31 protein-coding genes are annotated in these 24,855 nt (G+C 42.7%); 27 read left to right on the plus strand and 4 right to left on the minus strand.

Translation table 11 applies throughout. The annotated features are described in order from the left end of the window. From RMO68_RS08645 to ligA, 6 genes are all read left to right on the plus strand, one after another. Window positions 1–330 (plus strand): hypothetical protein, encoded by a 330-nt coding sequence (locus RMO68_RS08645; RefSeq protein WP_310440340.1) that lies wholly within the window; start codon window positions 1–3, stop codon window positions 328–330. Continuing rightward, window positions 327–2,546 (plus strand): endonuclease MutS2, encoded by a 2,220-nt coding sequence (locus RMO68_RS08650; RefSeq protein WP_310440341.1) that lies wholly within the window; start codon window positions 327–329, stop codon window positions 2,544–2,546. The genes RMO68_RS08645 and RMO68_RS08650 overlap by 4 nt, the downstream gene beginning before the upstream one ends. A 22-nt stretch (window positions 2,547–2,568) precedes the next feature. Then, complete coding sequence (locus RMO68_RS08655; RefSeq protein WP_310440342.1) at window positions 2,569–3,108, plus strand: hypothetical protein; 540 nt, start codon at window positions 2,569–2,571, stop codon at window positions 3,106–3,108. Window positions 3,109–3,246: 138 nt separating this feature from the next. Continuing rightward, window positions 3,247–3,564: a hypothetical protein gene (locus RMO68_RS08660; RefSeq protein WP_310440343.1), complete on the plus strand. Its 318-nt coding sequence runs from the start codon at window positions 3,247–3,249 to the stop codon at window positions 3,562–3,564. After that, window positions 3,554–3,841 (plus strand): type II toxin-antitoxin system RelE/ParE family toxin, encoded by a 288-nt coding sequence (locus RMO68_RS08665; RefSeq protein ID WP_310440344.1) that lies wholly within the window; start codon window positions 3,554–3,556, stop codon window positions 3,839–3,841. The genes RMO68_RS08660 and RMO68_RS08665 overlap by 11 nt, the downstream gene beginning before the upstream one ends. A 2-nt stretch (window positions 3,842–3,843) precedes the next feature. Then, entirely contained in the window at window positions 3,844–5,856 is a 2,013-nt protein-coding gene (gene ligA, locus RMO68_RS08670; protein WP_310440345.1) for an NAD-dependent DNA ligase LigA, read from the plus strand. Here ligA and RMO68_RS08675 read toward each other — a convergent pair. Continuing rightward, entirely contained in the window at window positions 5,782–6,975 is a 1,194-nt protein-coding gene (locus tag RMO68_RS08675) for an NAD(P)/FAD-dependent oxidoreductase (protein WP_310440346.1), read from the minus strand. The genes ligA and RMO68_RS08675 overlap by 75 nt on opposite strands. An 85-nt stretch (window positions 6,976–7,060) precedes the next feature. Between RMO68_RS08675 and RMO68_RS08680 the strand changes: the two genes are divergently transcribed. The 19 genes from RMO68_RS08680 to RMO68_RS08770 all read left to right on the plus strand — a co-directional run bounded on the left by RMO68_RS08680 (window position 7,061) and on the right by RMO68_RS08770 (window position 19,741). Further along, window positions 7,061–7,768 carry a TlyA family RNA methyltransferase gene (locus tag RMO68_RS08680; RefSeq protein ID WP_310440347.1) on the plus strand — a complete coding sequence of 236 codons (708 nt, stop codon included), beginning with the start codon at window positions 7,061–7,063 and terminating at the stop codon, window positions 7,766–7,768. A gap of 34 nt (window positions 7,769–7,802) precedes the next feature. Continuing rightward, the gene (locus RMO68_RS08685; RefSeq protein ID WP_310440348.1) at window positions 7,803–8,525 is read left to right on the plus strand and encodes an adenylate/guanylate cyclase domain-containing protein; all 723 of its coding nucleotides are present in this window, start codon (window positions 7,803–7,805) and stop codon (window positions 8,523–8,525) included. After that, window positions 8,501–9,097, plus strand: a complete 597-nt coding sequence (locus RMO68_RS08690; protein ID WP_310440350.1) for a hypothetical protein — start codon at window positions 8,501–8,503, stop codon at window positions 9,095–9,097. The genes RMO68_RS08685 and RMO68_RS08690 overlap by 25 nt, the downstream gene beginning before the upstream one ends. Then, window positions 9,087–9,911: a bifunctional riboflavin kinase/FAD synthetase gene (locus RMO68_RS08695; protein WP_310440351.1), complete on the plus strand. Its 825-nt coding sequence runs from the start codon at window positions 9,087–9,089 to the stop codon at window positions 9,909–9,911. Before RMO68_RS08690 ends, RMO68_RS08695 begins: the two co-directional genes overlap by 11 nt. A 59-nt stretch (window positions 9,912–9,970) precedes the next feature. Beyond that, window positions 9,971–10,648, plus strand: a complete 678-nt coding sequence (locus RMO68_RS08700) for a F0F1 ATP synthase subunit A (protein WP_310440352.1) — start codon at window positions 9,971–9,973, stop codon at window positions 10,646–10,648. Between the two features lie 9 nt (window positions 10,649–10,657). Beyond that, a complete protein-coding gene (locus tag RMO68_RS08705; protein WP_310440353.1) occupies window positions 10,658–10,945 on the plus strand; it encodes a hypothetical protein in 288 nt (95 codons plus the stop codon). A gap of 59 nt (window positions 10,946–11,004) precedes the next feature. Further along, window positions 11,005–11,295 carry a BrnT family toxin gene (locus RMO68_RS08710; protein WP_310440354.1) on the plus strand — a complete coding sequence of 97 codons (291 nt, stop codon included), beginning with the start codon at window positions 11,005–11,007 and terminating at the stop codon, window positions 11,293–11,295. Then, window positions 11,267–11,515 carry a type II toxin-antitoxin system BrnA family antitoxin gene (gene brnA / locus RMO68_RS08715; RefSeq protein WP_310440355.1) on the plus strand — a complete coding sequence of 83 codons (249 nt, stop codon included), beginning with the start codon at window positions 11,267–11,269 and terminating at the stop codon, window positions 11,513–11,515. Before RMO68_RS08710 ends, brnA begins: the two co-directional genes overlap by 29 nt. Window positions 11,516–11,528: 13 nt before the next feature. Further along, window positions 11,529–11,753 carry a hypothetical protein gene (locus tag RMO68_RS08720; protein WP_310440356.1) on the plus strand — a complete coding sequence of 75 codons (225 nt, stop codon included), beginning with the start codon at window positions 11,529–11,531 and terminating at the stop codon, window positions 11,751–11,753. Further along, the gene (locus RMO68_RS08725; RefSeq protein ID WP_310440357.1) at window positions 11,743–12,027 is read left to right on the plus strand and encodes a type II toxin-antitoxin system RelE/ParE family toxin; all 285 of its coding nucleotides are present in this window, start codon (window positions 11,743–11,745) and stop codon (window positions 12,025–12,027) included. Before RMO68_RS08720 ends, RMO68_RS08725 begins: the two co-directional genes overlap by 11 nt. A gap of 8 nt (window positions 12,028–12,035) precedes the next feature. Then, the gene (locus tag RMO68_RS08730) at window positions 12,036–12,767 is read left to right on the plus strand and encodes an energy transducer TonB (protein ID WP_310440358.1); all 732 of its coding nucleotides are present in this window, start codon (window positions 12,036–12,038) and stop codon (window positions 12,765–12,767) included. Continuing rightward, complete coding sequence (locus tag RMO68_RS08735) at window positions 12,767–13,318, plus strand: thiamine phosphate synthase (RefSeq protein WP_310440359.1); 552 nt, start codon at window positions 12,767–12,769, stop codon at window positions 13,316–13,318. Before RMO68_RS08730 ends, RMO68_RS08735 begins: the two co-directional genes overlap by 1 nt. A 17-nt stretch (window positions 13,319–13,335) precedes the next feature. Then, window positions 13,336–14,763, plus strand: a complete 1,428-nt coding sequence (gatB, locus tag RMO68_RS08740) for an Asp-tRNA(Asn)/Glu-tRNA(Gln) amidotransferase subunit GatB (RefSeq protein WP_310440360.1) — start codon at window positions 13,336–13,338, stop codon at window positions 14,761–14,763. 9 nt (window positions 14,764–14,772) lie between these two features. Further along, entirely contained in the window at window positions 14,773–16,332 is a 1,560-nt protein-coding gene (locus RMO68_RS08745) for an ion transporter (RefSeq protein WP_310440361.1), read from the plus strand. Then, window positions 16,329–17,033, plus strand: coding sequence for an NAD-binding protein (locus tag RMO68_RS08750; protein WP_310440362.1), 705 nt, complete (start codon window positions 16,329–16,331; stop codon window positions 17,031–17,033). Before RMO68_RS08745 ends, RMO68_RS08750 begins: the two co-directional genes overlap by 4 nt. Beyond that, on the plus strand, window positions 17,026–17,916 hold the full coding sequence (locus tag RMO68_RS08755; RefSeq protein ID WP_310440363.1) for an NAD(P)H-dependent glycerol-3-phosphate dehydrogenase: 891 nt from the start codon (window positions 17,026–17,028) through the stop codon (window positions 17,914–17,916). Before RMO68_RS08750 ends, RMO68_RS08755 begins: the two co-directional genes overlap by 8 nt. Before the next feature lie 9 nt (window positions 17,917–17,925). Next, complete coding sequence (locus tag RMO68_RS08760) at window positions 17,926–18,216, plus strand: Dabb family protein (protein ID WP_310440364.1); 291 nt, start codon at window positions 17,926–17,928, stop codon at window positions 18,214–18,216. 8 nt (window positions 18,217–18,224) lie between these two features. After that, the gene (locus tag RMO68_RS08765) at window positions 18,225–19,286 is read left to right on the plus strand and encodes a hypothetical protein (protein ID WP_310440365.1); all 1,062 of its coding nucleotides are present in this window, start codon (window positions 18,225–18,227) and stop codon (window positions 19,284–19,286) included. Between the two features lie 92 nt (window positions 19,287–19,378). Then, complete coding sequence (locus RMO68_RS08770) at window positions 19,379–19,741, plus strand: hypothetical protein (RefSeq protein ID WP_310440366.1); 363 nt, start codon at window positions 19,379–19,381, stop codon at window positions 19,739–19,741. On the opposite strand, the gene abc-f is transcribed toward RMO68_RS08770, so the two are convergent. Both abc-f and RMO68_RS08780 read right to left on the minus strand, forming a co-directional pair. Beyond that, window positions 19,738–21,699 carry a ribosomal protection-like ABC-F family protein gene (gene abc-f, locus RMO68_RS08775; RefSeq protein WP_310440367.1) on the minus strand — a complete coding sequence of 654 codons (1,962 nt, stop codon included), beginning with the start codon at window positions 21,697–21,699 and terminating at the stop codon, window positions 19,738–19,740. The two genes, RMO68_RS08770 and abc-f, sit on opposite strands and share 4 nt — an antisense overlap. A gap of 5 nt (window positions 21,700–21,704) precedes the next feature. Next, window positions 21,705–22,022, minus strand: a complete 318-nt coding sequence (locus tag RMO68_RS08780; protein ID WP_310440368.1) for a hypothetical protein — start codon at window positions 22,020–22,022, stop codon at window positions 21,705–21,707. A gap of 87 nt (window positions 22,023–22,109) precedes the next feature. Between RMO68_RS08780 and RMO68_RS08785 the strand changes: the two genes are divergently transcribed. Together RMO68_RS08785 and RMO68_RS08790 are read left to right on the plus strand one after the other, a co-directional pair. Further along, the gene (locus RMO68_RS08785) at window positions 22,110–22,541 is read left to right on the plus strand and encodes a DsrE family protein (protein ID WP_310440369.1); all 432 of its coding nucleotides are present in this window, start codon (window positions 22,110–22,112) and stop codon (window positions 22,539–22,541) included. A gap of 10 nt (window positions 22,542–22,551) precedes the next feature. Further along, entirely contained in the window at window positions 22,552–22,854 is a 303-nt protein-coding gene (locus RMO68_RS08790) for a monooxygenase (protein WP_310440370.1), read from the plus strand. A 10-nt stretch (window positions 22,855–22,864) separates the two neighbouring features. Here the strand turns inward: RMO68_RS08790 and RMO68_RS08795 are convergent, their stop codons facing one another. Further along, window positions 22,865–24,709 carry a cache domain-containing protein gene (locus tag RMO68_RS08795; protein WP_310440371.1) on the minus strand — a complete coding sequence of 615 codons (1,845 nt, stop codon included), beginning with the start codon at window positions 24,707–24,709 and terminating at the stop codon, window positions 22,865–22,867. Between the last annotated feature and the right edge of the window lie 146 nt (window positions 24,710–24,855).

Consider the following 24,855-nt stretch of genomic DNA (forward strand, 5'->3'; position numbering starts at 1 on the left):
ATGGCGTATCTTCTTTGGTTCGGCATTGTCGCTCTTGGGTTTGCATTGATGCACTATTTTACGGAGCTAAGCGGAAAACAAAAAGGGATTATTTCCCTTATTCTGACATTGAGTGTCGCGGGAGCGATAGCGTACAATATCCAAAGTGACCGTGAACGCGATCATGTGAATGCCATTGTTCAAGACTATTATCAAGGAAAAAGTGTAATGTGTCAGGGAATAGAGGTGAACAGCTCGACGTTCGGCTACAGTGAAGGGACACAAAGTTTTATCGGCAATAAGGGAACTTCGCACTATCAGCAAATCATTAATGCCCGTGAGTGTCAATGAGTTCACTCTCTTCTACCCTCGCCGAGCTTTTCGGCAAGCTCGATCTTCTCCCTCATATTGCCTCATTAGAGCAGTTTTTCTCTCGTGAACAAAACATCGCGATGCAAGGGGATCAAGAGCGCCACTACCGCTATATCCAAGCCCTCGATGCGTTGGAGTTTAAAGCCCCGCCGAAAAGTGTAGCTTTTGAAAGCATTATTAACCACCTCAAAAAGCAGGGGGTTTTGCGCTTCGAAGAGATCCATGAACTCCTCAAAGTGGTTCGCTATTTTCGTCTTATGCGTAACCACAATTTCGCAGGCCTCATCGGTGAATGGATGGAGACGATTATCATCCCCGAACCGTTCTCTGAGATTGAGGAGTATTTCGATCATGAAGGGAACTTCATCGAGTCGCGTGATGAGGAACTCCATCGCATCGCGCAGCGGATCAAAGCGATCAAAACGGAGATCAACGAGTCGATAAAGCGGCTATTCCATACCCAAAAACTGACCCCCTATCTCGTCGATACCCAAATCCACTATATCAATGATGAAGAGACTCTTTTGGTACGCGGCGGGTTCAACCATGTCCTCAAAGGCTCCGTCGTTGGACGGACGGGGGCGGGATTTTTCTACGTTGCCCCCGATTCGGTGCTTCGCTCCAAAGAGCAGTTGCGCTATGTATTGCAAGAGCGTGAAACGAAACTCTACGAGTACGCCAAACGCTTTAGTGCCAAACTCTCGAACCTCGTCCCGTTTATTGGATTTATTGACCGCGAGTTCGACCGATACGATCATTACCAAGCGCGGGTGTTGTTCGCCCGAGCGCGAGATTTCGCGATCCTCAAACCCCAAAACAACACCGATATCGTCCTCGAAGAGTTCTCCCATCCCGCCATCCACAAACCCAAACCGATCAGTGTCGATTTCCGCTCCAACCTCTTGATGATTACGGGGGTGAATGCGGGGGGTAAAACGATGCTTCTAAAATCGCTCCTCTCGGCGAGTCTGATGGCGAAATATCTCATCCCGATGAAGATCAATCCCCACAAATCGCGGATCGGAAGTTTCAAACGGATCGAAGCGGTGATCGACGATCCCCAAAGCGTGAGCAACGATATCTCTACCTTTGCGGGGCGGATGGTGCAGTTTAGCCATCTCTTCGAGCATAAAAGTGCCCTCGTCGGGGTGGATGAGATCGAACTGGGAACCGACAGCGACGAAGCGGCGGCACTCTTTGCCATCGTCCTCGATGAGCTGATCAAACGGGAGCAGAAGATCATCGTCACCACCCATCACAAACGGCTCGCCGCATTGATGGCGGATCGTGACGATGTGGAGCTGATGGCGGCACTCTATGATGAAGAGCGCCGTCTCCCGACCTATGAGTTTTTGCAAGGGGTGATCGGCAAGAGCTACGCGTTTGAAACCGCCGCCCGATACGGGATCAACCCCGCCATCATCACCCGTGCCAAATCGCTCTACGGGGAAAACCACGAAAAACTGAGCGTCCTGATCGAGCGGGGGAGTGAACTGGAGCGTGAGCTAAAACGGAAAAACCGCGAAGTAGACGAACGACTCGAAACCCTCAAATCCCAAGAGCGTGATCTCAAAGAGGCGCGGGAGTATCTCAGAACCGAGTTGGAAGCCGAAAAAGCGAAACTTCGTACAGGCTATGACCTCGCTATCGCAGAGGCGAAAGAGGCGGCACGTGGTATGGATATGGCCTCTATCCACCGTCAGTTGAACAAGGCGCAGGCCAAACTTCCGAAACCTGAGCCGATCAAGATTGCCGAACCCGAACCGATCACCTACGTAGTGGGGCAGAGTGTGAAATACCGCACTCAGCGTGGAACCGTCGTGAGCGTCGGAGCCAAAGATGCGATGATCGAGGTTGAGGGGATGCGTTTACGGGTCAAACTCACCGATCTTAAACCCAGCGGCAACCTCCCGAAAAAGCCAAAAGTAACGGTAACGTCACAGATCGATCAAAAAAGCGGTCTCAAACTTGATCTTCACGGACTTCGAGGGGAAGAGGCGTGCGAGCGGATGGATAAATTTCTCTCTGATGCACTCTTGCAGGGGTTTGATGAGGTGATTATCTATCACGGGATCGGAACGGGGAAACTTTCGTATGCTGTCAAAGAGTTTTTAAAAGGCCATCCGAGTGTCAAAAGCTTTAGCGATGCTCCTCAGCATTTGGGGGGATTTGGGGCGAAGATCGTGAGACTCTAAGAAACTTAGGTAAAATATACGAATGTTACAAATTATATTAATATTCTTCATTTTTTTCGGCTCTGTTGTAAATGCTACTGATGTTTCTTCACCTCCTGAAGGATATACATGGATGCATATTGATGAGATTAATGCTAACTTCTTATTACCTAATGATTGGTATTATTTAAAGGAAAAACAAGGAAAAACACTAGCTATATTCTTATCAAAAGAGAAAATTTCTGAAGGAAATATCTTTGATACTGGTGTATCTATTAATGTTTTTAGAGGAAATCCATCTGCTCCAAGACAACTAAAAGAAATGATTGATGGATTGGCTCAAAAATTTGGAGCCACTGTGCTAGAAACATTTATTGACCCATTTATTCAGCTTAATACGCAATATGAGTCTGTCAGAAAAGAAGATGGCGTGCAAATGCGTATAGTGAATATTGTTCTAGTGAATATAAAAACAAAAACAAGTTACCTTATCATATATGAAAGTCCAGTGTCACTATGGGAGAAACACTGGCCTATTGGTAAAACTATAATCAATACTGTAGATATTAAATCGGATATTTGAGAAATAGCGAAATACGAAATAGGGGTCAGGTGATAACTATAACTAAATAGGTTACTTTTTAGTAGTAAAATAGACAACTATTCTAAAACTTTCTAAAAAACCTGTATAATATTCCGTAAGATTAAACGGGAGATTACGATGGTAGCCTACAAACCAAACGAACTGATGAGTTCGACCGATGTCGCCAAAAACTTCGGAGCGGTACTCTCGAAACTAGCCAACCACGAAGTCGATAAAATCGGCGTTCTCAAAAACAATAAACTCGATTTTGTCCTGATGCGTAACGATGAACTCGAAATCATGATCGAACAAGAGATTCAACAAAGACAGTTTGAAGCTGATAAGCGAATGGTAGCACGACAAGTTGAAGCACTACGGAGCGGAAAAGTTAAATGCTACTCTATAGATGAAGCAGAAAAAATGTTAGACGAAGCACTTGCACGTTATGAAGATTGAATTTGATCCCGAATTTATGGTTACTTTGATCAAACAGATCGAAACAATAGCGGAAGATAAACCGAGTGCGGCACGCGAATTTAAACAAATGTTGATAGCTCAATGCAAATCATTGGTCGATATGCCGTATCGTTGTCGAAAATCGATCTACTATGACGATGATAATGTTCGCGATTTAATCTTTAAAGGGTACGTGATTGTATATGTTATCCAAGACGATATGATCACTATCACCTCTTTAATCAATCAACAAAATTTTAAACCAAAAAGTATCTAATTATGACCCAAACCGAATACCAAAGTGCCGTACAACAACTTCAAAAATTCTCCTATCATTACTACGTCCTCGATGATCCGATCACGACCGATGAGGAGTACGATATTCTCTATCACCTCGTGGTAGCGTATGAGGCAGAACATCCCAATGAAATAATCCCCGATTCTCCGACACAGCGGGTAGGGGATGTCCCTCAGGATAAGTTTGACAAGGCACACCATCTCAGCCGTATGTGGAGCCTCGAAGACCTTTTCAACCGCGAGGAGTTGGAGACGTGGGTCAACCGTATCACGAAAGGATACGGGGATGTCCGTTTTTACTGCGAACCCAAATTTGACGGGGCGAGTCTCAATCTCATCTATGATAACGGTGCGTTAGTGCAAGCGATCACGCGCGGAGACGGTGTCGAGGGGGAGGATGTGACCCAAAATGCCAAAACGATCCAAAGTATTCCTCTGAGCATCGAGTACACGGGGCGGATCGAGATTCGCGGAGAAGTGGTAATCTTCAAAGAGGATTTCGAGAAAATCAACGAAGAGCGTTTACGCAACGGTGAATCGCTGTTTGCCAACCCGCGCAATGCGGCGGCGGGGAGCCTCCGTCAGCTCGACACCCGTATCACCGCGTCACGCCGCCTCGTCTTTATGCCCTATGGTATCGGAGCCAATACGCTGGAGATCAAAAATCTGAGCGAGCGGATGGAGTGGGTCTATGCTCTGGGGTTCCGAAATCCCCATATGACCCACTTGTGCGAGAGCGCGGATCAGATCGAAAATTTTTACCACGAAATGCGCGTTGAGCGGGATAATTTCGCGATGCTCCTCGATGGGATGGTAATCAAAGTGGATGCGATAGCCGTGCAGGATGAACTAGGCTACACGGTAAAAAATCCTCGATGGGCGGCGGCGTATAAATTTCCCGCTATCGAGAAACTGACAACACTGAAAGAGGTTATTCTTCAAGTCGGGCGGAGCGGCGTCGTCACTCCCGTCGCCATCGTTGAGCCTGTAGATATTGAGGGGGTGACGGTCGAGAGGTCGACGCTCCATAATTTCGATGAGATTGAGCGTAAAGATATCCGCATTGGGGATAAAGTGATAATACTCCGAAGCGGTGACGTTATCCCGAAAATCGTCAAGGTGATCGCGAGCGAGAGGGATGGGAGCGAGGAGATCATCCATCGACCGAAGCATTGTCCCGTCTGTCATTCGGAACTTCTCGATGAGGGGGCGTTGATCAAATGCCAGAATCTCTCGTGCGAAGCGCGGGTGGTGAACTCGATCATCTATTTTGCCTCGAAACAATGCCTCAATATCGATGGGTTAGGGGATAAAATCGTCGAAGCACTCCATAGCGCGGGGATGGTGCGCGAACTCTCTGATCTCTTCGCTCTCACGATGGAACAGCTCTTATCACTGGAAGGGTTCAAAGAGAAAAAGAGCCGTAATCTGATCGACGCCATTGCGGCGGTCAAGGGGTGCGATTGCTGGCGTTTTATCAATGCGCTGGGGATTGAGCATATCGGCGAAGTAGCCTCTAAAACATTGTGCGGTGCGTTCGGAACGGCGTTTGACAGTGCAAGCCGTGAAGCAATTTTGGCACTGGAGGGATTCGGGGGTGAGATGGTCGAATCGATCCTCGAATTTTCCCGTGTTAACAGCGAAAAAATCGAAAAACTCCGCACCCTTTTAAATCCCGTAGCCCCTATCAAAGTGGAAGCTCACGAGAACCCGTTTAAAGGGAAAAGCGTCGTGATCACGGGATCGATGTCGGTGCCGCGCGATAGTATCAAGGCGATATTGGAAGCATTAGGGGCGAAAGTTGCCTCGTCGGTGTCGAAAAAGACCGATTACGTCGTGTATGGCGAAGATGCGGGGAGCAAATATGATAAAGCGGTCGAACTGGGTGTAACGCTCCTCACTGAGAGCGAGTTTCGCTCCCTAACGTCGCTTTCCGATAGCGCTTCGGCGACGGAGGGGAGCGGTGTACATCCAAAAAATAGCCTTTTTGATTAAATAGGCGAGATACCCTTTCACCTTGATCCCTCCGGGGAGCAAGCCTGCTCCGTATTCCCCTCCAAGGGCGATCATCACCCCTTGGTTTTTAAATCGAAACGGACGTTTGGATTTCCCTTTGAGCGAACGGAGGATATTGGCGGCGACGTGCTCACCTCCTCGTTCAGCAAGTTGGGCTGTCGGAGGGATAAATCTATCGTTTTCATCGAGTGCTTGTGTGATATCGCCGATAGCATAAATGTTCGGATGATTGGGGATGTTGAGATGTTCATCGACGATCAAATGCCCCTTAGTATTCGTTTCAAACCCAATGTATTGGGTGAGGGTCGATGCGGCGATTCCCCCCGTAAAAATCATAAATTCAAAATCAAGTATTTTACCGTTGTCGAGAAGAATCTCATTTTTTCGTACTTCACTGATTCGGTTGTTATGCCACACGTGAACCCCGAGTTTCGTGAGCCGCTCATAGGCACTCTCTATTAAAAACGGATCCATACCGAACAATATTGTCTCATACGCATCGATAAGGTAAACATCGACTCCGCGACATCCGAAGTTGCCGTTTTGGTAAAAATGGTTGGCATACGCCGCCATCTCTGCGGCGATCTCTACCCCTGAGAGACCCGCTCCGCCGATAACGATGTTAAAAGGTTCGACGTCGCATCCGCGAGTTTGTGCTTCGATGCGGTTGAGAAGGGAGCGTTCAAACTGTTGTTTGAAATCGAGCGCGGCGGGGATACTTTTGACACCGTGAGTATTTTCACGAAGCCCTTTGATAAAGTCAGGGAAATAGGTGCGGCTTCCGGTGGCGATAATGAGGTGATCGTATTTGATATTTTGGGTAGCTGTTGAGACCGTAGTGGCGAGAGTATCGATACCGTTCACTTCCTCACAGATAAATTCGACCAATCCGAAACTTTTCGTGAGTGAGGGGAGGTCGATCATTATCTGTGACATATCGACTTTGTTGGCAATGAAATCATAGACTTCGGCTTGCATATAGTGATAAGGGTTTTTATCGATGAGGGTGATAGAAATATGGCTGTTATGTGCCAAATGTTCAATCGCGCGAATGCCTCCGTACCCCCCGCCGATGACGACCACATGAACTGATTGCATTTGAACCCTTGAGCTAAAACTGATCCGCAATGGTATCCTAAACAAAGTTATGCCACCATAACGAATTATAAAATAATGGATAAATATGAGACTTGATAGTTATTTGGTAGAGAATGGATTGGTTGAGAGCCGAAATAAAGCACAGCAACTGATAAAAGAGCACAGTGTAAGCGTAGAGGGTAAAATTGTCGATAAGGTTTCCTATGACGTTACGGAGGGGATGGTTGTCGAAGTCGCCGATACGGAACTCTACGTTAGCCGTGCCGCGATCAAACTCAAAGGATTTCTCCCCTATACCGAGTGGGATCTCAAAGGTCTTAACGCTTTAGATATCGGATCTTCTACGGGGGGGTTTACGCAGGTTCTTTTGGAAAACAGTGTTGCGAGTGTCACCTGTGTCGATGTCGGGAGCGATCAGCTTCACCCCTCATTGCGGGAAGATTCGCGCATCAGTGTTCATGAAAATACCGATATTCGCAATTTCACCTCAGAGCAACCATTTGATATTGTAACATGCGATGTCGCTTTTATTCCGTTGGAACTGATACTCGAATCGATTGATCGCCTCGCATCCAAATACATCGTTCTCCTCTTTAAACCGCAGTTTCAGGTGGGGCGTGAAGTGAAACGGGATAAAAACGGCGTCGTAAAAGACGATAAAGCGATAGGAAAAGCGATGATCCGTCTCGAAGATGCGTGTGCGTTGATCGGATGGAAACTCATCGCGAAAGAGGTTGCCCATATCGCAGGGAAAGAGGGAAATCAGGAGACATGTTATGGCTTTATCAAATAATTATAGAGAATAAATTTGTAGAGGATAAAATACAATGCAATCAAATTATATAGCTTATGATTATATAAAAAGTATGTCACGTATAGACACTATTTTAAATCAGCAAGATACCTCTTTTGAAGAAGTTAAAAGTTTCCCCTCTATTGACAAACTCACCTTTAGAAATGGTTTTTATGTATATGCCACAGCATTGTTTGTGGATATTCGAGATTCTTCAAAGCTTATTAATGCCCATAATAGACCTGCTTTAGCAAAAATATATCGTAGTTTTATTTCTGAAGTTATTGCCATTATGAACGGAAATCAAAATTGTAAATTTATCAATATTGATGGTGATTGCGTGAGTGGAGTCTATGAGACACCTCTAAAATCTGATGTAGATTCAGTATTTAATGATGTTTCTAAAATTAGTTCTTTGATTGATATTTTAAACTGTAAGTTAAAAAAGAAAAGAATTACCGAAATAAAAATAGGTATGGGACTTGATTATGGGCGGTTATTATTGATAAAAGCGGGGTTTTCGGGAAGTGGACTTAATGAAGTGGCGTGGATGGGGGATGCACTCAACACAGCAGCAAGGCTTTGCAAGAAAGCTAATAAAGAATATTCATATGAAATTTTAGTTTCCTCGTTAATTCACCAAAATTTAAACAACCATAATAAAAGTCTTTTACACAAAATTGAATCTCAAAATTATTATGGTGGCAACACAATAAATACAAAAATGAATGAATGGGTAAAGGAAAACTACATATGACAATACAAGAGAAACTCAAAAAATTTGGCTGGATAACTATTTTTAGCAGTGTTATTTTTATCGTAATTTATTTGTATTGTTCTGGGTATCCAAATGAACCAATAGGTTTACTGAAATTAACAGGAGCATTAAGTATATTTTCAACTATAGTATTTTATTTGGTTAATAATCATTTATGGAAGATGAAGTGGATTACTCCTTTTTTTGGTTCTATCCCAGATGTTAATGGAAAATGGTCAGCAGTTATCATCAATAAAGCAGATGGTAAAGAACAAAAAGCAGATATAAAAATTACGCAAACTTGGCTAAATATTCATGTTGTAACAAAAGTAGAAAGAGGAAATTCATCAACTGTATCTTCTGAAATTGTTAAGATAAATGAAACTTGGAGATTGTATTTCGTATGGAATGCTTCTTTTGATGGAGTAGTATTTGATGGAACAACAATAGTTTCAATTTTTGATGATGAATTAGATGGTCATTATTTTACAAACAGTAATATTGACTGTAAGAATTGTACTTCTGGGAGTTTTAAAGCAACTAAGATAGAGGCAATAATTAATGAGCAATAAAATTAATGCGATTGCCATCGGCGGATTCGACGGAATGCATGTTGGACACCAACAACTTTTTGATGCGTTAGGGAAAAACGGAGCGATTGTCGTTATCGAGACGGGGTACGCTAACCTCACCCCAGGAAGCGAGCGTGAGCACTACACCCATTATCCTATACTCTATTACTCACTTGAAGATATTCGTCATCTTGAGGGGGAAGCATTTGTAGCAATGCTACGAAAACGATTTCCTTATCTGAAAAAAATTGTAGTGGGGTACGATTTCCATTTTGGGAAAAACCGCCGCTATTCTCATGCCAATCTAGGGGAACTGTTTGAAGGTGAGATTCAAGTAATCGATCAAGTGTGTATCGATGGGGATTCAGTTCATTCGCATAAAATCCGTACCAAAATCCAAATCGGGGATCTCAGCGGAGCCAACCGCTTTTTGGGTCACAACTATACTATTAAAGGGAATGTGATCAAAGGGCAGGGGATCGGTAAAACCGATCTCGTTCCGACGATCAATCTTGAATGCCCAGGGTATCTGCTCCCCTATGAGGGGGTATATGCCGCATTAACCCGTTTAGATAATGAAGAGCATTTTCACCCCTCCGTCGTTTTTGTCGGGCACCGTGTCACAACAGACGGCACTTATGCGGTTGAGAGCCATATTTTAGGTGAGAGTATCGGAAGTTGTGAAAAAGCGACCCTCAGCTTTGTCAAATTTTTACGCAAGAATCAGAAGTTTGAATCACTTGAGAGCCTTAAAAAAGCGATTGGTGATGATATTTTAAACGCACGGCGTGAACTGGTTCACCTCAGTTTATAGGAATTTAATCTGCTTTAGGGTAAAATCCCGATAATTTTTCATGTAAAGGAACGCTACTTATGGGTGAGTTGTTTACCTTCTTCGGCCTTATCAGCCACGATCATTCGTTCATTTTCCTCACGCACATGTTGCTTACAGCGGCTATTGTTATCGTGATTGCGAAAATGGCAACCTCTAATCTCCGTCTTGTTCCAAGCGGAGCGCAAAACGTTATGGAAGCGTATCTTAGCGGCGTACTCGCAATGGGTGCAGACGTTATGGGTAAAGCGGAAGCGCGTCGTTACCTTCCTCTTGTCGCGACGATCGGTCTTTTCGTCGGTATCGCAAACGTTATCGGTGTTATTCCCGGTTTTGAAGCACCGAGTGCATTTTTGGATTTCACCCTTGCTTTAGCATTGGTTGTTTTCGTTTACTATAACTTCGAAGGTATTCGCCGTAACGGTATCATCAGCTACTTGAAACACTTTATGGGTCCTGTATGGTGGTTGGCGTGGTTGATGTTCCCGATCGAGATCGTTTCTCATATCTCTCGTATTATCTCTTTGAGCTTCCGATTATTCGGTAACGTCAAAGGGGATGACATGTTCTTGATGGTTATCTTGATGTTGGCTCCGTGGTTGCTTCCGATGATCCCTTTTGCATTGCTTACCTTTATGGCTTTCTTGCAAGCGTTCATTTTCATGATGCTCACCTACGTTTACCTCGGCGGTGCAGTTCTTCTTCACGACGACCACTAAGACCTTTTGATGAAGCGAAGTACGTTTGACGCGCTTTTAAGCTTCCTCGGAGGCGTCTCTTGGGCTTTCGTTATCGTCGGAGCCTGGGTCACTTTCCAATCTTTCGTTTTCCTCGGTATTGTCCCCGCGTTGATGTTTACGTTCCTCTTTATCTTTTTGGCGGTATTTTTGCTGTTGGTATTAGAGACGATGTCTATGGCGCGTGATCGTAACGATATTCTTGCAAAACAAAATGAACTCCTCGAAGAGATTCGAGATACAGTCAAAGCACCTTCCGAAAACTCTTCCCAAGAATAAATTTTAACGTATCTGCTACCGCATTTGTTTCGGTAGTCAAACTCTGATATAATTGCTCTATGGCTACTTTTGAATTTGAATACGACCCTAACAAAAGCAAAAGTAATAAAGATAAGCACGGCATTGGTTTCGAAGAGGCAAAAACTCTTTGGAACGATGAAAATGCTTTGGTCACATTGGCACATGTTGTCGATAGTGAAACACGTTATGCAATTATTTCCAAAATTCTTGGGAAATGTTACGTAGCAATTTTTAGTATCAGAGAAAATAAATATAGAATTATCAGTGTCAGACGATGCAGAAAAAACGAGGAGGATGGGTATGAAAGCTTTGACAGCGGAACAATTTGACGAAAAGTTCGATAACGGCGAAGATATTAGCATGTACCTCGATTTGACAAAAGCCGTCAGACTAAAAGATATCGATCAACTCTCAACCAAAACAAAAAAAGTAAATGTTGAGTTTCCTGAATGGTTGTTAGATACCTTGGATAGAGAAGCACATAAAATCGGTGTTTCGCGCCAATCGGTTATTAAATTGTGGGTAGCAGAACGACTTAAAGCGATTTGAAGGGAGGAAGAAAATGCAAACATTAATGCTTGAAGTCAACGAAACTTTTCTATCAAAATTTTTAACGATGTTAGATTCCCTTCCAAAAGATCAAGTTCGTGTTAAAGACGATAAACTATCAATAGAGATTAAGGATAGAATTTCCGCAATCGATGATGGCAAAGAGGCACTTATACCTCATAATCAGTTTTGGGAAACATTTGAAGATCGGGTAAAGCATTTTAAAAATGCGCATTGAGTATTCGCCCCGTTTTAATGATGAACTTTTTGCTATTTACCTCTTTATTGCAGAGGATATCATAACCCAAGCTGACCTATTTATCTCCAAACTCAAAACTTCTATCGAAAAAATCCCTTCCATGCCGTATCGTCACAGACAATCATTAAAGTCAGATGATAAAGAGGTTCGAGATTTGATTTATGAGGGGTATATAATTGTATATCGTATTGTTAAAAGCGATAAGCGGATAGATATCTTAGGTATTTTTGGCGAGAATGAGTGGGATTTATAGGAGTTAAAATGATTTTTTACCGAATGATAGCCATATTATCAATTCTATTTTTTACGGTATATGCAGATGAAAATTTAAGTGAAATTGATGCCAAAATTCAAGAATGTAAAAATGATAAGAATGGAAAATCTTGTTATGAGTTAGGGCAATATTATTCGAAAAATAATGAAGAAAATAGTTCAAATCAAACGTTGTACTATTATGGACAAGGATGTAAATATAACAATCAAGAAAGTTGTGTTGAAGAAGTTGATTATGGGATAAAGAAACATATTTTTTCAAAGCATTTTATACAAAAAATTGTGTCTGTAGGTGATTTGTATTTTAAAAATAATGAATATAAAAAAGCTTTTGAATATTACAATAACGCTGCACACTACAATGACAGTGAATCTCTTTATAAACAATCACTTATATCCATAAAATTTGATACTAAAATGAGTAATGCTGAAAGGTATTATTTACAGTATATTCGAAGTGTGATATCACATATTAATTTTTATTCAGAACATAAAATACTTAAACGGCTCAGAAAAACAGGTACTATAGAATTAAAATTTGTACTTTTACAAGATGGTTCAATTAGTGAATTAATGATTACGAAACCTTCACAGGATGTTGACTTAAATAAATGCGTATATGCTTCGATACAAAAACTACCAAAGTTTTATCCTATCCCCTTTGAATTTCAAAAAGAAAAAATAATCATTTTTGTACCTATTGTTTTAAGTTTGAGTTAATGAAACACTACCTCATCACAGACCCTTCATTTTATGGCAGTAGTGCCGATTCGCTCGAATCGTCTTTGGAGGCGGTATTCTCCAAAAATATTCCCGATTTTATCCTTTATCGAGATAAATCCACGTCTGAATATCCACAGCTTGCATCTGCTTTTGTCAAGATATGTCGTCGATACACGATCGCAAACGTACTCTTACACGGAGACTATCCTCTCGCAAAGTCTTTAGGAGCCGATGGGGTTCATCTCACCTCCATGCAGTTTAATGCGATCACAGAGGCAAAAAAACTGGGGTTATATGTTGTTATCAGCACCCATACTTATGATGAAGCACTCAAAGCGCAGGAATTAGGTGCCGATGCGATCACCTATAGCCCGATTTTTTTCTCCCCTGCCAAAGGTGAACCCAAGGGTTTAGAGGATTTAAAAGAAATAGTGGATAAAATAAGAGTACCTATTTTTGCGTTGGGCGGGATTACGACCCAAGAGCAGATAAAAGCGGTTGAAGAGTGCGGTACCTATGGTTTTGCCTCTATCCGCTATTTTATATAAATCAAGGATTTTCTCAAATGTTTGAAACCATTATCGGTTTGGAAGTTCACGTCCAGCTCAATACCCAATCAAAACTTTTTTGCTCATGCCCTACCAGCTTTAACCATACCCAAAACACCAATACGTGTCCGACGTGTTTAGCCCTTCCGGGTGCATTGCCTGTACTCAACAAAGAGGCGGTTCGTAAAGCGGGGATGTTCGGTACGGCGGTAGGGGCGACGATCAACCGTACTTCATTCTTTGACCGTAAAAGCTATTTTTATCCCGATAGCCCGAGTGCGTACCAAATTACTCAGCTCTATACCCCAATCGTCGAACACGGGAAACTAACTATCGATTTCGAAGACGGGAGCCATAAGACGATCCGTATAAACCGTGCCCATATCGAAGCCGATGCAGGGAAAAATATCCATGACGGCGCTATCTCAAAAGTGGATTTGAACCGTGCAGGGACACCGCTACTTGAGATCGTATCCGAACCCGATATGCGCTCTGCCGAAGATGCGATTTTGTATCTCAAAAAACTCCACTCGATCGTCCGTTACATCGATATCTCTGATGCCAACATGCAAGAGGGATCGTTCCGCGTTGACGTTAACGTCTCTATCCGACCTCGCGGTGATGAGAAACTCTATACCCGTGTCGAGATCAAAAACATCAACAGCTTCCGCTTTATTCAACGTGCGATTGAACTTGAAGTAGCGCGTCAACGTGAGGCATGGGAAGACGGCACCTATGAGAGCGAGATCGTTCAAGAGACCCGTTTGTTTGACCAAGTGAAACAAGAGACCCGCTCAATGCGCGGTAAAGAGGAAGCGGCGGATTATCGTTATTTCCCTGAACCCGATTTGCTCAAAGTGATCGTGGATGATGCGATGTATGCCGATGTTTGCAATATCCCAGAACTCCCCGATGCGAAAAAAGAGCGTTTCGTCAAAGAGTTTGGAATCAACGACTATAACGCGGCGGTTATTACGGCAGAACTCGAAACCGCGCACTATTTTGAAGCGATGTTAGAGCAGGGGATTAGTGCGAAAAATGCGGTAACGTGGCTTACGGTCGAACTCCAAGGGCGTTTAAGCGGCGGTATGAGCCCCTCAACCTCGCCGATCAGTGCGGTAATGCTCGGAACTCTGGTTAAACGGATCGAAGAGAGTGTTATCAGCGGTAAAGCGGCGAAAGAGGTTCTCGATTACCTTCTTGAGAACGGTGGGGATATCGATACGGTTATCGAAAAGCTTGGGCTCAAACAAGTGAGTGACACGGGTGCTCTTGAAGCATTGATCGATGAAATCTTAGCCGCTAATACCGATAAAGTTGCCGAGTATAAATCAGGGAAAGACAAACTTTTCGGATTCTTTGTCGGTCAAGCGATGAAAGCGTCCAAAGGATCAGCTAACCCGAATACGCTGAACGATATTCTCCAAGCAAAATTAGCGCAGTAAGAGCCATTTATGATTGGCCGATGGATTGTAGGGATCGCTTTTTTTCTTCACGCCTCCCCGCGCTATCGCCATAGCAAAAAGTTTTTTCATAATCTTCTCGAAAACCCTTCATATCCGTATAAAAAGTTTTTTGATTACACGATGATGGTGTTGATCGCCATGAGTGTCTATATCCTGATTCTCCATGTCAAACATGACGTGAATCCGCAATGGCTTTTTTTTAATAATTATGTCGTCTCTCTTATCTTTTTGGTTGAGTACCTTTTACGATTGTGGGTTTACAGCGATACGTCAAAGGTTATTATAGAAGAGTACGAACATGATCTGTTTTTGCAAAGGCCGTTTCGTTGGGTGAGTACGTTACGCCTCATCGGTGTAAAGAAACTGGAGTACGTCGTATCTCCATCCGCCATTATCGATATACTGGCGATTATGCCGTTTTTCCATGAAATGAGGTTGTTACGGGTATTTATCCTCTTTCGGGTCTTTAAGCTGTTTCGGTATGCAAAAAGTTTGACCCAGTTTCTCTCGATCCTCTCATCGAAAAAGTTTGAGCTTTTTACCCTTGCTGTTTTTGCGACGGTCATTATCATCGTCTCTTCGGTTTTGATCTATGTGATGGAAGCGAACAATCCCGCTTCGCCGATCAACACCCTTTTTGATGCACTTTATTGGTCGGTCGTAACGATTTTTACGGTCGGATACGGCGATTTGGTACCGGTCACGACGGAGGGGAGAACGGTTGCGATGGCGATTATCGTAGCGGGGATCGCCGTTATTTCATTTGCAACCTCGATAGTCGTTTCAGCATTTACCGAAAAACTCGATGAGATCAAAGAGGATAAACTCATCGAAGATGTCTCAAAAATAGATCGTTTTTATTTGATCTGCGGGTATACTCCTCTGGCGTATCAGATTGCATCTCGATTTAAAAAAAGCGGCAAGAAAGCGGTTATTTTAGAAAAAGATTCTGAAAAAGTGGCGCAGGCACAAAAAGAGGGTTTTTTAGCGCTGGCGTTTGATTCGGGATCGCTTCACTCTTATCATGCGTTACGAATCGATTTTGAAAAGCAGGTTATTTCGGTTATTTTATTGCAAGAGAGCGACGTTTATAATATTTATACGGCACTCACCATCCGAGAACTCTCTAAAAACGTATCGCTGCTGTCAATACTGGTGCACAACGAAAATCGCCGTAAACTCTCACTTGCCGGAATCGATGAGATTGTTTATACTCAGGAGCTCATCGGACTGATCAGTAAAGAGGTGAGCGGAAGACCCGTGGCTTTTGAAGTGATTCATGCCCTTCGTTCTGAAAATAACGGTGTTTTTATGGATGAAATCGGATTAGACTCGGTAATGGCAAAGCGATTTTTCGATACCTGTCGTTTGCCTCTCTTTCACAAACGACTGATTGTGCTAGGGGTGTATAAAACGAAAGAAAAAATGTTCTTCTTTAATCCTCCCGAAAATATTGTGATTCATGAACGAGATGTGGCAATTGTCATCGGTACAAGAGCGCTCATCGATGAATTTAAAACATTGTTACACAAAAAAGGAAGACGATGAAGTATCGCAGTGCTATTGTGTTTGGTTTTAACGAATATGCCAAACAAATTGCTTTACAAATTGTTCACGAATACGATTCTTTTGTTGTTTTTGCAATGAATGAAAATGAACGTCAAGCGGCTGAGACAGCAGGGTTTGAGACGGAGCATTTTGATTTAGGGGAAGATTGGAAAAGTATTGAAGAGCGTTTCAATACAAATGATTTAATTGTATTTTGCGCACTGGATAATGATGCAGAGAATGTGTTTTTGACCATATCATTGCGCTCCACTTTTGAAGAACTCCCGATTATTGCCCTTGCGGGGGATCAGGAGAGTGCGGCTAAGATGAAAAGTGCGGGAGCCAATAAAGTGATGTCGATTCTTCAAATTACGGCGAATGTCATTACTGAAATGTTAGAAAAACCGACCGTCACCGAAGTGCTTCACGATATTTTGTACGAAAATTCATCCTTGAAAATTGCGCAGATAACGGTTCCTAGGGGATCTTTCTTGGTCGGGAAACATCTCTATGATATCGATTGGGCAGGGGAGTATGATGTATTAGTATTAGCGATCGTTGATCATGAGCTTTCCGCTACGTTCAGCTTTACGGCACGCGGGCATAATCACCACATTGATCCTGAGGATATTCTTGTGGTTGTCGGGTATGAAGATAAAATTGCGGCACTTACGATGCTGATGGGGGTCGAAAATGTCTAAAATAGGGGTGATCGGAGCGGGAAAATGGGGTGAAGCCCTCGCGTTTGCAATGTCTGAGAAAAATGAGGTGATTATCACCTCACGCACTCCGCGAGATTGGGATAATTTTAAATCGCTCGAAGAGGTACTGCGATGTGAGTATCTTATTATCACTCTCCCTGCACAGCAGATTGCACTATGGCTGAGCGAGAATTTTGTTTATAGCGGACAAAAAGTGCTTGTTGCGGCAAAAGGGATCGAAGCTTCAAGCGGCCGTTTTTTGAATGAAATCTATGGCGAATATGTGCCCGAAGAAAATATCGCCTTTTTATCGGGTCCTTCGTTTGCGAGTGAAGTAATGCGCTCTCTTCCTACGGCACTTGTGGTAAATTCCGTATCTGTAGAGACGGCGAGTGCGTTCGCTAATCTTTTCCCATCATTCATTCGTACTTATACGAGTAAAGATGTTATCGGGGCCGAGATTACGGGAGCCTATAAAAATGTGATCGCTATTGCAGCGGGGATTTGCGAAGGGCTCTCGTTAGGGCATAATGCCGCAGCAAGTTTGATCGCACGCGGTCTTGTCGAGATGGAGCGCTTCGGCAGGGCTTACGGTGCAACACAAGAGAGCTTTTTAGGGCTTAGCGGTGCGGGAGACCTTTTTTTGACGGCCAGCTCTTCTATGTCACGTAACTATCGGGTAGGACTTGGGTTAGCGAGCGGAAAATCCAAAGAAGCGGTATGTCAAGAGATCGGTGAAGTGAGCGAGGGGATAGGAACGGCGTATGCTCTGCATGAAATAGCCGTTGCACATGGTATCTATTTACCGATTGCGGCAGAAGTGTATGCTATTTTAGAGGGGAAATCGCCGCGTCAAAGTTTAAAAGATTTAATCGAAAGGTAAAGTATTAACATGTTAGTTCATATCGTTATGTTTGAATTTAAAGAAGAGAATAAAGAGGCCAATATGGCACAGGTAAAAATGATGTTGGAATCACTTCCTGCGAAGATAGAGACACTTCGTTCTATGGAAGTAGGGATCGATATCAGTCGTAGTGAGCGATCATTCGATATGGTACTTATTTCGACATTTGATGATCAAGCAGGATTGGAGGCGTATGCTCCCCATCCCAAGCATCAAGAGGTTGTCAATGTGATTAAAGAGGTGACGACCCTCTCAAAAGTCGTTGATTACATACAATAAGGGAAAGCGTGAACGAAGAATTACCAGTAGAAGAAAATACAAATGAGCCGTTTTATAAAAAATATAAAATTCACCTCTCCGTTGCGGCAGCTATACTCGTTGTCGGAGTAACCGCGTTAACCCATTATAAAAATGAACAAGTTAAAGAAGAGTTGGTAAAAGCAATCAACGAGTATCAAGAAGGTTTGGTTCTTATCGGCGGAGAGATGAGCTATAAAAGTATCGATTGCGGCGGAATTATTACCACCGATTGTGAGATTGAAACGATTAAATTTTCGATCATGGGGCAAGAACAACTTAGCATCGGGTCTCTTCGTTTGGGGAATATAGAAGAACTATCGGAATTCAAAGCCTTTGGAAAAGGGGGAGCGGTGAAAGCTTCAGTCGATATTGAAGCTGATGAAGTGGCTCTTCCGAAAGCGATGATCGCACAGCTGATCGCCCAAAATGTGAGTAATGCGTTTCAGCAAAATACACTCGGCAAACTTAGCTCGATCAATCTTGCGCTTAAAGGGGAGGTTGAGGGAAATGCTATGAATATCAAGCATCTTGAAGTTGACTCTTTTCGTATTGACAATGCCATTATGCCGCTTGAATTTTCGATGAGTGCACGGGATGTTTCGAGTCAAGCACCCGATTCGATGATTTTGGAAGAGTTTAGTCTTACTTTGGAAAACCGTGCCATATCGGATGTCACGTATGAGTCGGTCAAAAGCTTTACCGATACCCTCCAAAAGGAGGATAAAGCTATTTTCTTAAAAGAATTTGCCCTTACTCCTGCGGATATGAATGACAGAAAAAAAGCATCGTCCGCTATTAATGCAGCGATTGCCAAACGATTTGAATCGGATTTGCCGAATACTCCGGGAGTCGTTGAAAAAGATTTGATTCGCGCTATGATCCAAATGCTCAAAGGGGAGATCGAAGAGATTACTCTCGAAGGTAAGAATAAAAATAATTTAACTATGGTTCAAATCCAAAATGCATTGCAGCAATCCTCTGCGATGAAGGATATCGAAGCGCGAAAATTTATGGAAGATAAGTTTAAAATTGAGGTTGAGGCGGATTAACCGACTATTGTTTTTAGCGTCTTCTTTTCATATGTTAACTCTTTTGTAACACTATTGACTTATAATAGTTCAAATCGAAAAAGGAGTATGACATGAAAGTATTACTAAATGTGTTGTCGGCTACGGCTTTACTCTCGAGTGTTGTATGTGCAGAAATGCCGTCTGTGAACCAAGAACGTGTGGAAACCCAAAGTGAAATCCAAAACCGTTTTAAAGCTATGAAAACGGATGAACTCCTCGAAAGACGGGGTACGATGAGTACTCAGCAAGAGAAAGAACAACTTCACAATGAGCTTATGAATCGTCAGCAAACGATGACGAAAGAGCAAAAAGAGAAGTTTATGAATAAGCCGGAGAACCGTACTCCGAAAATGCAAAACAAAGGCTCAGGCAAAGGAATGATGCAAGGAAACGGTATGGGTTCAGGTATGGGTGGAGGCAAAGGGGGGCGTTAAGCCTCCTTTTTAAGCGCTTCAATCTCTTCCGCTTTCTCTTCGATAGTTAGTAATTCATCCACTTTTTCTTCATAAAGTACTTTTGTTTTCTCCAACTCTTCTGCCAAAACGCTAATCCCTATTTTTTCGTATTTTTTCGGATCGGCGAGAGAAGCGTTTAGTTCATCGATCTTGGCTTCCAGTACCTCAATCTCGGCGGGTAGTTTTTCAAGAGCACGTTGTTCGTTGAAGGTGAGTTTGAATACTTTCGGTTTTTCGCTTTGTACTACTGCCATGCTGGTCGCAGATTTGGCAAATTCAGCTTCCATAGCGTCCATTTCATGGAGTTCTTTTTCATCTTCGAGATATTCGCTGTAAGGTTTATAGCTCTCGTCGATGGTACCGTCCCCTTTGAAAATAAAGAGTTTTTTAGCGATCTTATCGACGAAATATCTATCATGACTTACGAGGATCACGGCACCCGGAAAGTTTTGGAGTTTCTCTTCGAGAATGTTGATGGTAGGGATATCGAGATCGTTGGTCGGCTCATCCAGAATCAGACAATCGACTTTTTTCGTAAACAGCAGGGCGAGGGCGACACGGTTTTTCTCTCCGCCGCTGAGAACGCCCACTTTTTTATCGAGAAACTCTCGAGGGAAAAGGAAATTTTTGAGATAGCCGTAGACGTGATAGTCTTGCCCCTGTGCATCGACTCGATCTCCGCCGTGAGGACAGAAGGTTTCGATGAGGTTGAGATTATCATCCAGCATCTCGCGGTGCTGATCGAAATAGCCGATAGTGAGTTCACCCATCTTGATAATGCCGTTTGTCGGTTTAAGACGTCCTAGAAGGGCTTTAAGGAGGGTTGATTTACCGCTTCCGTTAGGCCCGACAACAGCGATGACGTCTTTTTGCAAAATTCGGGTTGAAAAATCTTTGATAAGTGTTTTATCTCCGAGTTTAAGCCCCAAATGCTCGATCTCAAAAAGCATCTTTTGACGGTTTACCCCTTCGCCTCGGTTGAAGTGTTTTGCTTCACGTTCCAATTCGAGTTTCATTTTACGAATTTTTGCCGGGTTGTGTTTGGCATCTTCACGCAGTTGCAATACCCGCTGCTTACGTCCTTCATTTCGTTTTAGCCGTGCTTTTACTCCTCGTCGGAGCCATTCATTTTCACTTTTTAAGAGTTTGAGGAGATTGTCGTGTTGTTGCGCCATGGTGCGAAGCAGTTCCTGCTTTTGTTCGAGGTAGTTACTGTAGCCGCCGTTGAACTCCCTCAGCGAGCAATCTTCGACCTCAATGGTTTTGGTGGCGATTTGGTCAATAAAATAACGGTCATGCGAGATAAAGAGCAACGTAAATCGCTCTTTGAGGATCAGCTCTTCGAGAAACTCGACCATGTAGACATCGAGATGGTTGGTCGGCTCATCCAGGAGGAGGATATCGGGTTTTAGGAGGAGTAACGAAGCCAGCGCGACACGGCGCTGTTCCCCGCCGCTGAGAAGATTTACCTTTTTATCCTCATACTCTTTGAGCATGAAATGGTGCATTACCCGCTCGATTTTATCATCGAGATTCCATGCGTTATGATGATCGAGAAAAGTGGTGAGACGGGATTGCTCATGTAAGAGTGTTTCATTGTCAAATTCTCTAGCGAGGAGGGTAGAAATCTCATCAAATCGTATTTTTGCCGTCCGTAGCTCCCCAAGACCCGCTTCGATCGCTTCGCGGACGTTATGGCTAGGATCAAACGCGGGGACTTGGGAGAGCATTTTGATCTCGATACCTTGACGGTTGATCCGCTCCCCTTCATCGGCATCCAGTGAACCGTGGACAATTTTCATCAGAGTCGATTTACCGCTTCCGTTTTTTCCGACGATAACAACGCGTTCACCCTCATCGATGTGGAAGTTGATGTTCTCTAAAATTTTTTGGGCTTCATAGTGTTTAGAGACATTGAGAAGATCGACGAGTGCCATATAAGTTATTCCTTAGGAAGTGTAAAACACGTTGTTCGTGATAAAAACCACGTTGCGATAGCATAATCGGTATAGGGAGTTTCACGTTGTGCGGGAGGGATGGAGCTGTTACGGAGTTTACTTCGGATTATTCCGAAGACAATAAATCCTAATAACATCGTTCCCAGTGCAATAAACCAATCACTTTGCCACCATATGAGTAGCGCGATCAGATAGTTTCCATAACTAAGCGCGTATCCTATCATCCGTGCTAAAAGTCGACACTTCCGTGTGGGTAATGTCGGGGTAGGGTTGATATGAAAGGGTTTCGGCTCATTATTCATGTCGGCAATTATAGCGGATGGGAACTTGTAGAGGTTTAAGGGTGAGGAGATTATACTACCCAGAAACGATCGGGATAGGATTTTTAGATGAAGAAAATTTTTATTGGCTTGGGGATAACAGCATCTTTTCTTTTTGGTGCTGAAACAATCAAAGCTGTTTTTGATTGTGCCGCCAAGGATCCGAGATTCATTGCGTCACGTATGTTTTTGATCGAAGAGAGTGCCAAAGAGTTAAAGGCTAAAAACATCCCGTATACTTTTGTCCTGACAATTCATTCGGGGTGTACACCAATCATCACCGAAGAGATTGGCGATGATGAGGTGAAAAAAGGAATTTCACAGCGGCTGAAAATTTTGCATCATCAATACGGTGTTAAGATTCAAGCCTGTGAAATTGCGATGGAACGATTTGGAATCGAAAAATCAGATTTACCCGAATATGTCGGAAGTGTTCATAATTCGATCACACGAGTTATTGAATTACAAAACAGCGGATATGCATTTATCCCGTATCATTAAGGAGTACAACATGAATGTATTATTACAAATCGATTTTCCTTATGAGGGACCGTTTGGAGAAGAGATGACAGAGGCGTTCGCACCGCTTGCCGAGTCAATTAGGCAAGAACCGGGGCTGATTTGGAAGATATGGACAGAGAACCGTGAGACGAAAGAGTCAGGGGGAATTTATCTGTTCGAGGATACGGCATCGGCTGAAGCTTATTTGACAATGCATATAGCACGATTGGAAAGTTTCGGTATTCGAGGAATACGGTCTAAACTTTTTGCAGTGAATACGCCACTCTCTCGTTTAACCGGGGCAATGGTTTAACAAGCGAAAATCAATACTCGACAAATGTGAGAGAGAGGACGTCATTTTTATAGTTATCTTGAGTTTTATACTCTCGATAACCGTTTGAGAGAGCAATTCCTACAAGGTATTTTTTATCCTCAAAAACACTAAAGCAGTGAGTTGACTCTTGTCCGTTAAAGCGTAAAATCTCATTTTCAAGCGGAAGTTGTTGTAACAATTGCATGTTTGGATGCGTCGTTGCTATAACTACCCCTTTACGATCGATGAAGCAGGAAAAACCGTTTTTAGAACTTGAAAAACTATCTTCAAGCATAGCGTTAAATTGTGGAAACGCATCAAAAACAATCCCGATACCCCCTAATGTTTTACCGTTATAGCGAATAGTCGCACTGTATATATAGGTCGGCGTATCATTATAAAACGAACTTTTTTCAAAAGGGCTGACAAAATAATTTTGGGTATTTTGATTGGAAAGAGTTTTTGAAACGTACTCTCCGAAAACTTTTTTTCCGATGATACTCTGATCGGATGAAGCGGCGATAATCGTTGAGTCGGTATTGAAGATAAAGATATTGGTGTACACCGTATAGAGGCTGTTGATGTATTGCAGTACATCGGTGATACGTTTAATATCAGGAGTCTCTTGAGAGAGTTCCTCTTCAAATGTAGGGGTCATAGCCCACCATCGGCAATCGTTGGCACGTTCATACAAGTTTCGATCCATGATGTTAATAGCCAGCTTTGCAGAAGCTTGAACATCAAAAACCAACCCTTCCATAATTGTATTTTCAAGATTGGTAACGGACTCTTTAATGGTTTGTAAAATTGAGGCACTAATATCGCGTAGATTATCCAAAACAGGGGTTAATACATAAACCCTCTCTTTTGCCGCAATAAGCTCTCCGTTGATAATGACATCGCTAAGATCCTCGATAACATCATCCGCTTTCATAATAATGGATCGAATATTATCATTCAAGGTACATTTAATGGTGGTTGATGTGGTTGTTGGGAGGTTTTGGGAATGGCTTAGTCTGTTATTGTAAGCGATGCTATTCCATTGTGCGCCGTGGTATCCTTCGTACCCTTTTGTCTTAGCCGAAACAAAAAGAGAACCATTTTTATAAACATAAGGTTCATTAGGATCTATTCGAATTATCTCATGTGCCGAAGTGAGTTTATGATCGGATGTGGCTATAACCTCTTTACCGTTTGTAAAGAGGATATGTTCGTTTGGATTGAGTAAAGAGGAGAAGATATGAGACATTTCATCATCAAAACGAAAACACAAGATCAATACGCCCAATGTTTGAGTATTTTCTACAATTCTTTGGGCAAATAAAAGTGTTTTCTCTTGAGAGACAAACAAATCGGTAGGTGCATATCGTTCAATATAACCATCACATTGAAGTGCTTCAGCGATAATAGGATCATTGGAATGGGTAAGAGGATTTTGTTCGTTGATATTGAGATGAATTTCCCCTTTTGCATCGGTGATAATAATCTCATTATAGACACTGTACTTCATTGTATATTCGATAAGACGTTGACGGAGTTGCTCAGGATTTTCATGGCATTTTAGATAGGTAATAATAGACTCGTCCGTTGCTAAAAATCCCACATCGGCCGTACGTTCAAACAGATTACGGATTAGAATATCGATACTGACTTGCGCTTTTGAACGTAATTCTTCGGTATGCTTTTTTAAGTTTTCATCAATAAGAAGCGGGATAAGCTCTTCTTGGAGATTGCTAAAGGTTTCAATCGTTTTTTCGGTAAAGGAGAAGAGGTTTGCCGCTTTTTCAATAGCACATATCTTTCCCGTAAGGATGATTTTTTTTAAAAATCGATTTTGTCCGTCAAACAATTGCACACTTTTTTGTATAAAGGGAAAAAGTTGTGAAATACTAGACGGTTGCATATTTTTGTAAACCTGTTTCAATGTTAAGATATGTTTTTATGTATGTAATCATATCTGAGTTTAACGGAGAATATTAAAATTAGAACACCCAATAATTG

This window comes from Sulfuricurvum sp. (assembly GCF_031427015.1).
Lineage (GTDB): Bacteria > Campylobacterota > Campylobacteria > Campylobacterales > Sulfurimonadaceae > Sulfuricurvum.